Source organism: Bradyrhizobium sp. Mp27, assembly GCF_029953005.1.
Lineage (GTDB): Bacteria > Pseudomonadota > Alphaproteobacteria > Rhizobiales > Xanthobacteraceae > Bradyrhizobium > Bradyrhizobium barranii.
Map to the genome: position 1 here is coordinate 1 of NZ_JASAUS010000226.1, position 8,734 is coordinate 8,734.

10 protein-coding genes are annotated in these 8,734 nt (G+C 59.9%); 6 read left to right on the top strand and 4 right to left on the bottom strand.

Annotated features, from left to right (window positions below):
• Positions 1-319: 319 nt before the first annotated feature.
• Together QJT78_RS45995 and QJT78_RS46000 are read right to left on the bottom strand one after the other, a co-directional pair.
• Positions 320-601 (bottom strand): AlpA family phage regulatory protein, encoded by a 282-nt coding sequence (locus QJT78_RS45995; RefSeq protein WP_049807994.1) that lies wholly within the window; start codon positions 599-601, stop codon positions 320-322.
• Positions 602-704: 103 nt separating this feature from the next.
• Positions 705-1,184: a hypothetical protein gene (locus tag QJT78_RS46000; protein ID WP_157791232.1), complete on the bottom strand. Its 480-nt coding sequence runs from the start codon at positions 1,182-1,184 to the stop codon at positions 705-707.
• A gap of 337 nt (positions 1,185-1,521) precedes the next feature.
• Between QJT78_RS46000 and QJT78_RS46005 the strand changes: the two genes are divergently transcribed.
• The 5 genes from QJT78_RS46005 (at position 1,522) to QJT78_RS46025 (ending at position 5,582) form a co-directional block, all read left to right on the top strand.
• Positions 1,522-2,412: a toprim domain-containing protein gene (locus QJT78_RS46005; RefSeq protein WP_038945178.1), complete on the top strand. Its 891-nt coding sequence runs from the start codon at positions 1,522-1,524 to the stop codon at positions 2,410-2,412.
• Positions 2,409-4,259, top strand: coding sequence for a hypothetical protein (locus tag QJT78_RS46010; protein ID WP_281460661.1), 1,851 nt, complete (start codon positions 2,409-2,411; stop codon positions 4,257-4,259). The genes QJT78_RS46005 and QJT78_RS46010 overlap by 4 nt, the downstream gene beginning before the upstream one ends.
• Positions 4,256-4,747 carry a hypothetical protein gene (locus QJT78_RS46015; protein ID WP_038945180.1) on the top strand — a complete coding sequence of 164 codons (492 nt, stop codon included), beginning with the start codon at positions 4,256-4,258 and terminating at the stop codon, positions 4,745-4,747. The genes QJT78_RS46010 and QJT78_RS46015 overlap by 4 nt, the downstream gene beginning before the upstream one ends.
• Before the next feature lie 181 nt (positions 4,748-4,928).
• Complete coding sequence (locus QJT78_RS46020; RefSeq protein ID WP_157790250.1) at positions 4,929-5,087, top strand: hypothetical protein; 159 nt, start codon at positions 4,929-4,931, stop codon at positions 5,085-5,087.
• A gap of 174 nt (positions 5,088-5,261) precedes the next feature.
• Positions 5,262-5,582, top strand: coding sequence for a hypothetical protein (locus QJT78_RS46025; protein ID WP_038945181.1), 321 nt, complete (start codon positions 5,262-5,264; stop codon positions 5,580-5,582).
• On the opposite strand, the gene QJT78_RS46030 is transcribed toward QJT78_RS46025, so the two are convergent.
• Complete coding sequence (locus QJT78_RS46030; protein WP_038945183.1) at positions 5,560-6,261, bottom strand: recombinase family protein; 702 nt, start codon at positions 6,259-6,261, stop codon at positions 5,560-5,562. The genes QJT78_RS46025 and QJT78_RS46030 overlap by 23 nt on opposite strands.
• A gap of 449 nt (positions 6,262-6,710) precedes the next feature.
• Here QJT78_RS46030 and QJT78_RS46035 point away from each other — a divergent pair, with 449 nt between their 5' ends.
• Entirely contained in the window at positions 6,711-7,001 is a 291-nt protein-coding gene (locus QJT78_RS46035) for a hypothetical protein (RefSeq protein WP_240537793.1), read from the top strand.
• 616 nt (positions 7,002-7,617) lie between these two features.
• Here the strand turns inward: QJT78_RS46035 and QJT78_RS46040 are convergent.
• The coding region (locus QJT78_RS46040; protein ID WP_281460662.1) for a L,D-transpeptidase at positions 7,618-8,734 on the bottom strand (1,117 nt) is incomplete at its 5' end.

Below are 8,734 nucleotides of genomic sequence, written 5' to 3' on the forward strand. Positions count from 1 at the left end.
TCGCGGTTGAAGGTGATGGGGTGGCTTCGCAACCGAATCCTACGCCGCATCAGCGCTTTACACCACGCTCGCCAGCCTCTCAGGCGCCCTCTCGCGAATAAGACGGGCTAGATTTGCTTAAGAGCAAGGGACTACAGCACACAACGATGACAATCGGCGACGTACTCGTGGATGAAAGCGATGCTGTTTATCTCGTCACCGGAATTGGGTTCAGTTTGCCGCGAAAACATGAGGAGCCACGTCGATGATTATCATGAGGGCCGAATAGAGCCGACATGTCCTGGCATGGTGTTCTCGGAGGTGCGGGCCGCACGAAGAACTAGGCAACCCGTCGCCGACGCCCCTGACCGCGCCCCCGACGCGGATCAAATTCATTCACCGCATTCTGCCACGCCACAATCTGATCCTCGTACCACACGCGCCGGTTCGGGCTGATGTACGTGCACTTCGGAAACCGACCTGTCTTTTCCATACGATAGAGCGTGGTGCGGCTGACGGGGATGATCTCCAGCACCTGGGTCTCGTTGAGCATGCGGCGAGGAGCGGACTTCGGCGTCGCGTCAACGCTCGTCTCGGTGAGTGCTGGCTTTGCTGCGGTCATTACGAACTTCCCTTAAAGCTCGGTCTGCGGAATTTCCGGCAGGTCTTTCGTCATTCGCCCGCGCGAGGCGTGTTGTGTGGTTTCACGCCGCAAGCGAAGCGATTCATTTTTTGTCGCTTTGCATCAGCTCGCGGAAGCGGCTGATGTCGAAATTGTCGGATCGGAAACCTAGTGGCCGAACTCTCCGGCGATAGTTTCGAGCGATAGCGCGCCCGATAACCTCCGGCGGATCTTCGGGCCCTGCCTGCTGCTCAGGTGTTCCCAAAGTTACCAGGGGACTTGCAGCCAGATCGGCGGGATTGATCGGATAGCTCATCACCTGGTCGGCGATCGCCGCCATGAACGCAGATCGCGCCCTCTCATCACCCCACCACGTCGTGCCGAAGTCGCGCATGATCTCATGCGCGAGAAACAAGATCGCGTAGATCAGGTCGAGCGTGTGACCGTCACCTTGGATGTCGAACGACATTTCCAGTCGCTGGCGAATTTCCTCCGCAGTCGACCTGAGGTTGAGTGAGCTGGAGCGATCAAGTTTAGCGCGAAGATCGTCCCCGAGGGTGATTTTGAATTGCTGTTGCTTCAACGTCGTAGCCCTTGTTATGACGGAATATAGCCCTACAATAGTTGACATAAAGGGTCAACTGGAACAGACTGAATATGACTACTTCGGAAAACACGACTGCCCCGCGTGTCCTTGACCGACGCTGGGACGGTCGCTCGACGTTCACCGTCGAAGAAGCGGGATGCAAGATTCTGGGTCTCTCGAAGTGCAGTGCGTACGCAGCCGCCAACTCCGGCGAGTTGCCTGCAATTCGAGTGGGACGACGCTGGATCGTCCCGCGGCACGCGCTGGAACGAATGTTGAGCGGCTAACTAAGCGGGCAGGGGGAAATTTCTCGGGCGCTAAAGGGAGAGCGCAGGTGAATTCTATTGAGCAAATTGCTCTTGCGTGTGGGGGGGCCAAGAGGACCCTCCGCGGCTTCGTCTGCCGTTGTCCTGCGCATGAAGACAAGACCCCGAGTTTGTCGATTGGATACAGCTCCGACGGCAAGATGCTGGTGCATTGCTTCGCCGGCTGCGATCAGAGGTCGGTTATTGACGCTCTCCGGTGCCTGGGTCTCCGGTTCAACCTCTATCAGGTCGAACGGCGTGAACGTGTTATTGAGCGGCGGCTGAAGGACGCCAACGTCGGCTCGTCTGCTTCGTGGGCCGCACGCGTCTGGAACAGCTCGTCCAGCGCGAGGGGATCGCATGTCGAGATCTATCTGCGGCGGCGCGGCGTAACTGTTTCGATCCCGCCATCCATTCGTTTTCACCATGGTTTGCTGCACCCTGAGGGATCGCGCTGGCCCGCCATGGTTGCGTTGGTGGCCGGTGCGATTGATAACGCCCCGGCTGCCATCCATCGGACGTTCCTCTCGCGCGATGGTACGTCTAAGGCGGCGGTTGGGACCGCAAAAATGATGCTTGGACCCTGCGGCGGCGGGATTGTTCGCCTCGGTGGGGAAGGTCGTGTGCTGCTGATCGGCGAGGGAATCGAAACCTGCCTCTCGGCCATGCAGGCGACGGGACATCGGACGTGTGCGGCGCTTTCGACGTCCGGGCTCCGGAAGCTCGCTCTCCCTGACGACGAGCGGGATATTGTCGTCCTCGCTGACGGCGACGCGGCAGGTGAGGCGGCGGCCATGAACGCGGCGCGCCGCTGGGCGCGCGAGGGGCGTCGGGTCCGGGTCGCACGTCCTCCTGCGGGAATGGATTTCAACGACCTGCTCATGGATCGCACACACGCCGTGACGGAGTTCGCGACATGACCTCCGAGCGCCAGATCGTCGAGCTCATCGAGCGCGCCGAAGAGGTTTGTGGCCCGACCGCATCCTTAAGCGGTGCAAAGCCCCGCCTCCTTGTCGAAAACTGCAATCCCGATCGAACGGTTGCGGGACTGCGCGACTTGCTTGCAGGCGTCAGCTGTCTCTATGACCGCGGATTCCCGGTTCGCCTCGCTTTCGACCAGCTCCAGCAGGGCACGGTCGCGCAGATGATGACGCCCGACGCGCTCGTGCTGACGGCACACATGATCTGCCGCCCGTATGCTCTTAAGACGAGGCGGGACGGCGAGGTCGAGGAGGTTGATGCTCGCCTGCCGCGGTCGCTGGCGGTTATGTATCTCGACTGGCGCGGTGAATGGAAATTGCCCCCGCTCAACGGCATCGCCTCGGCGCCCCAGTTGAGGGAAGACGGCACAATCAACAGCACCGAGGGGTATGACACTGCCACCGGCATGTGGTGCGAGAACGTCCCTGATCTCAGTGATCTGGTTCCCGCGAAGCCGAGCCTGGACGAGGCGGCGGCCGCCCTGCGGCTGATCCGCGAGACCTTCAAGACGTTTTGCTTCGCTGACGCCGAGACCATCGGACCCGCGCCGGGCGGCGTGGCCACGGTCGATACATCGAAGGCGCCGGGACGAGACGAATCCTCGTTCCTTGCCGCATTGCTCACGGCGGTTTGCCGGCCAAGCCTGCACCTCGCTCCTGGTGTGTTGTTGCGAGCGGCTCCGGTGTCGGGTGCCGGAGCCGGCAAAGGATTGCTGGCCCGCTGTATCAGTATTGTTGCCTTCGGACGGGAGCCGCATGCAGTGACGGGCGGTGCAAGCGCCGAGGAACTGGAGAAGCGCATCTCCGCCGAGCTGATGCGGGGCGGTCCGTCCCTGTTCCTCGACAACCTCAACAATACGGCTTTCAAGTCCGACCTTCTCGCCAGCGCTATTACGGAACGGCCAGCGCGGGTGCGGTTGCTTGGACAGTCGCAGATGGTCGCGTTGAACGCATCTGCGTTCGTGATCCTGACCGGCAACGGGTTGACGGTTTCCGAAGATCTGGCTCGCCGGTTTGTGACGGTTGAGTTCGACGCGCGTACGGAAGATCCGGAACTGCGGCCTTTTGCGGCGGACATCCGGCTTGAGGTGACGCAGCGGCGTAAGGAACTGCTGGCCGCGACGCTGACGATCTGGCGGTGGGGGCGGACGGCCAGCGGCATCAAGCCCGGCTTGCCGATTGGGAGCTTTGCACAATGGTGTCGGTGGGTCCGCGACCCGCTGCTGGCTCTTGGTTGCCAGGAACCGGTCGCGCGGCTCAGTGAATCGAAACAGCGCGACGGGCGCCGCCAGGTCGTCGCAGATCTTTTCGTGATCTGGTGGGCCAAGCATCAGGATCGCCCGGTGACCGTCCGCGAACTGCATGATGAGGTGAGGCAGGCTTTGGACCCGCAGGGGCGGGGTCGTCAGTATGTCGCATCCCAAGCCGAAAAGCTGGCGGGCATTCGCATGGCCGGCTTTGTCCTCTCCCGGCAGGCACCGTCCGGGAAATGGGGCGCGGCTACGTATTCGCTCAAACAGACCGGCGAGGAGGAAAGGCATAGGGGGCATAGGGGGCATAGGGGGAGCGAGTTGCCCCCGGAGCTTCGCGACACCCCCTATGCCCCCTATGCCCCCTATGCATCCTATGCCTATGGCGGCCGCACCGTCATCATGGATGGTCCGTCGGGAAGTGATGGTGCGGTGTCAGCAAAACCCAGCGTGGCGGGTGATGTGGAGGTCGCAGATTCCTCGGCGCCTCCTACGCTGGAAAAGTCCGAGACTGTGGGCTGGAGCACAAGGCTGTGAGTGCATTCGAAGCTCTGAAGGCGGCTCACGCCGCCGGCGTCAAATTCGTTGTTGACGGAGAAGATCTTGTGCTGAGCGCAGCCTCAGCTCCGCCGCGCGCGGTGGTGAGCGCACTCTCCCTGCACAAGCCCGAGATCGTGGCGCTGCTGCGGCCCGGCCGTGACAACTGGTCGGGCGAGGACTGGTTGGTCTTTTTCAATGAGCGGACCGGCATTGTCGAGTTCGACGGTGGCCTGCCGCGGGCCGTTGCAGAAGCTCGTGCCTTCGAATGCTGCGTGGTCGAGTGGTTGAACCGCAATCCGTCTCGCTCTGAGCCCGACAGCTGTCATCACTGCGGTGGCAGCGCAGGCGCCACTGATAAGCCCCTGCCGTATGGCACCGCAACAACAAGCCATGCCTGGCTGCATTCGGATTGCTGGGAGGCGTGGCATGCAAATCGGAAGGCTACGGCCGTTGCCATCTTGTCGACGTTCTTGAGGACCGGCTGATGGGCAAGCGATCCAACTTCGAGCATCGTCCGCCGACCTCTGCCCGATACCTCGAGGCGCTGACGTGCCGCTGATCCCACAGCCTCGTTCATATCTTTGCCGAGCCTTGCTTGGGCAAAGGGGATTTAGTCCGACACCTCAAAAAGCCGGGTCCGGGGTGCGTTTACGCCGGAGGCCGGCTATGCTGAGAAAAATGCTCGCCCAAGTGATGTTTTATAACCCCAATGACATGAACGGTGGAATTGCCGAACTGATAGAACGCGATTTCGACGTGGAGTATCTTGAAGACTGGATAGACGATTATGGCGCCCAACGGTTTGGGTCAACGCCTGGACACTGAGCGAGCTCGACGATGACAGCTTCTTTGATTGGGTGGAGACGATTGTCGAACCTGCAGGTGGGGAGCTTCTGAATGCCGGACCGGTGAGTGAGGCGCAGGGCCGCGGCAGGCAGTAGTTCCACTGAAAAAATGAGTATAGAATCATAATGATGTCAGAGCGGATATAGGGATGCCATGGGACGGCCCATCGGAAGTGTGAACAGGGAAAAGCCGTTCAACGACGCACTCCGGATGGCACTGCGCAGTCGTCCGCTCGCTCTGCGGAGGGTCGCAGACCAACTGCTCGACAAGGCGGAGCAGGGTAATCTCGCCTACATCCATGAGCTGATCGATCGCCTGGATGGCAAGGCCGTGCAGGTCGTTGATCGGCAAGATGTACCGATCCACGAGCTTACCGACGCCGAGCTGTATCGCATCGCGGCGGGCGGCGGGTCGAGCGTAGAGACGATGTTGCTGATCCCGCCGGTGAAGGTTAGGTCGGATGATCCGATCTGAGCCCAAGGTCGTCGCCTGAAAGACGCAAGCGACTGAGCATTCTGATGACCTGAGTAGCTTGCCACGTACCTCCACGCGCGGTGACGATCCCGCGCTCATTCAGGATCGCGGAGATGCGCTTGGCGGGGAGGTCGCGTAGCGGCTCGATAATGGGCCGGAAATGCTCGGCGTGCAGGTCCGCTTCGGCCTTGCGGGCTTCCCCGATTGCGGCATTGCCGAGCACCTGGCCGCGAGCCTTGGCGGCTGCGAGAGCTTCTCTGGTACGTTGAGCGATGCGCTCGCGCTCTTTCTCGGCCACCGCGGCGTGGATATGCAGCATGAACGGGTCCACGTCGGGTCCGAGCTCGGTGACGATGAAGGGGATGCGCTGCACCATCAGGCCGCTGATGAAGTGAACGTCACGGCTGAGACGGTCCAGTTTGGCAATGATGATCGGAGCCGCGCCTGCCTTGCCGCCTCGACCAAGCTTGCGAGCGTACTTCATCGCGGCTGCGAGCTCGGGCCTGCGCTCCAGTGCATCAGCGCCTTTTCCGGTCTCGACCTCCCGATACTCGGCTTCGATGTTGAAGCCATGTTGTGTGCAGAAGGATCTGATTGCAGCTTGCTGCGCCTCCAAGCCGAGACCACTGCGACCTTGCTTCGGCTTTGATACGCGAATGTAAGAAACGGCTGCGCGCATAGAATATTTGTCCTCCCGAGAATTACACGTGATCGAGCGTCTATCTGTAAACGCGGATCAATATATCGGATGGACCCGCAAATCGGAATCCACTTTCTTCGGAAATCCAATTCGTCGTGCAATGACTCACAGCTCATTGCCGAGCACGATGGCGCGTTGCAAGCATGGGGCTGCAAGATCAGACCAGCCCAAGAATTCTGACCAAAGGGGTGGGGGAGGGAAAAAGTGTGCGGAAAGCATGCTTATGTGAATAGGATCGCCCCGACTGGACGCCTGCGCAGGTCAACGACCGTCGTGACGTCTGGTCTGAATGAAGACTGCACCAAGCCATGGTCAGCGGCTCGCATATCGAGAAGCCCGTGATGCGGTTGTCCAGTTTGGCTTATTGTGGCGCTTATCGTGGGAGCTTCCAGCCCCACTTATTTTTCTATCGCGTTGGCAGCTCCGGAATGTTCCAGATCAATGGAGCTGGCGGATTGGGCGAGAACTCGACCGGCGACATCAGCGTCGCGTCTGGAGATAGTTGCATCTTCCCGATCACGTTGCGCGGCGCGGCGAGTAGCTCGGAAATCTCGCAAAAGCCGGCACACGGCAAGCTGAAAAAGCTCAACGTTGCAACTTACGAATACAAGACAAAGGCCAGATACAAAGGAAATGACACCTTTGCCATTAGGGCAACAGGTAAGGGGCCGAGGCCTTCTGGCACGTCGGTCATCACAGTGCACGCGACGATCAAGTAGGATGGTCGAGCAGTTGAGCGATGCCGAATTGATGCAGATTGCGATGGATGGTCGAGCGGACTAGGCCGCACCGGTCTCTCGGCTGTTGATGCCTCCGCCGTGAGGCGTCTGCGATTGAAGACGTTGAAGATCGGCCGAGCCTCGGTTTATCGCGTACTCGTCGAGTGAACCCGCTCTGGCGTGCAGCTCGCGGATCTTGCTTCCTGGCACCCGACGGGAGGGAATATTCCTTGGAAAGCATGCTTCAGCAAAGCCCTCACAAGACCGACCGCCAAAACAATCCCGACTAATGTGCTCTGGAGTCCCGCAGCTTCTTTAGTCTGCAATCGCCGAGTTGGGACGAGGCATCCTCGTCCGGCACGACGGGCGAACGAAATAATTGCCACTGGGGGCTAACATTCTTCAACCCGTCGCTAATGGCGGGCGGTGACGATGTCTGTTCATGTGAGGGAGCAGAAGTCCGCAGTCATCGCCCAAACTGACGCGATTGGACCCAGAACGGACCGCGCTGCTTTGGGTTAGGTGCGGAGGTCAAGAATCTTGCACCAGATTTGCGGTCGAACAATTCCAGCGGGTTGCGCAGCGGCATCGTATGTCGGTGGGTTGCGCCGCCGCATCAATGCGTTACAACGATGAAATCCGTGTCTTTTCCCGTCTCGTGGCTAAATCCGTCGTCGGAAATAATCAATGAAGAGGCCGGCGTCAGAAGTTTAGAGATCCTCTCAACGGTATCCCGCGGTATTTCGATGCGGTTGAGGACAGCGTTGGCTTTATCGGGAGACGGTACCGATAGGGCGGTTTGCTTCACGGGCGCTTCGCGTTCTTTTGTGGCATCCTCGATGCGAGGAAATTCGTCCGGAATCGACACGACGGTCCAGCGAATAGCCGCTCCCTCGCTCTGGAATTCCATTGCAGTAAACACGTGCGTTCCAAGGGGCTCCTCCGGATTTTCGATCTTGACCGCAACATCAAACAACGGCGAGAAGCCCTGACGCACGAAGAGCTTGCTCAACTTACGACTCACGAAGACGGAGATCGGGGCCATCTTTCTGGGTGTGCCTTCAGCGGCAGCCGAGTTTGGAACCTGGAGACTAGTGGCTTCTGGAGTCTCGGTCTTGGACACCGGTGATCCATGCGTTGCCGCGGCTGTGCTAACGCTCTTACCCACGACTGTGGCAGCCTGAAATTCCGGCGAACCGGACACTGCTTTCGGCTTAAAGAGGTGCGGACTGGTTATCTCGACCGGCTGGACATCGTGGTGCGCAATGATCACGCGCGTGCCGCGCTTCGTGAGATGCCAGAGTCGAATGGCAAAGTCATTTTTCAAACGGATGCAGCCGTGTGACGCCGGATGCCCAGGTACGACACCGGCATGCAACGCAATCCCTGACCAGGTGATGCGCTGCATGTAGGGCATGGGGGCAGAGCTATAAATATTTGAGCGGTGCCATCGTTGTTTGCTGATCACGCTGAATACGCCCAGGGGTGTAGGATGCCCCTGAGTTCCCGTGGACACCGTCGAGCGTGCGATCAGTGCCCCGTTGTCAAAAAGCGAGACCCGTTGGTCAGCGATCGAGATGATGATCTGGAGCGGGCCCTTCGGAGGGGCCTCGGGCCGAGCGTTCAGAGCTGGCCCCGCAAATTCGGACAGTAGCTTGAGTGGATTTTCTGCCTGACAGCGGCGAGGATTCTTGCTGCGAATCAGGAGCGAAGATGACGAAGAAGAGCCGCCG

What these genes read in the sequence shown, in the direction of transcription:
- QJT78_RS46025 (WP_038945181.1), top strand. Translation starts at nt 5,262, where the DNA reads ATGGGACGGCCCATCGGAAGTGTGAACAGGGAAAAGCCGTTCAACGAC.
- QJT78_RS46035 (WP_240537793.1), top strand. Translation starts at nt 6,711, where the DNA reads ATGTTCCAGATCAATGGAGCTGGCGGATTGGGCGAGAACTCGACCGGC.
- QJT78_RS46010 (WP_281460661.1), top strand. Translation starts at nt 2,409, where the DNA reads ATGACCTCCGAGCGCCAGATCGTCGAGCTCATCGAGCGCGCCGAAGAG.
- QJT78_RS46020 (WP_157790250.1), top strand. Translation starts at nt 4,929, where the DNA reads ATGCTGAGAAAAATGCTCGCCCAAGTGATGTTTTATAACCCCAATGAC.
- QJT78_RS46030 (WP_038945183.1), bottom strand. Translation starts at nt 6,261, where the DNA reads ATGCGCGCAGCCGTTTCTTACATTCGCGTATCAAAGCCGAAGCAAGGT.
- QJT78_RS45995 (WP_049807994.1), bottom strand. Translation starts at nt 601, where the DNA reads ATGACCGCAGCAAAGCCAGCACTCACCGAGACGAGCGTTGACGCGACG.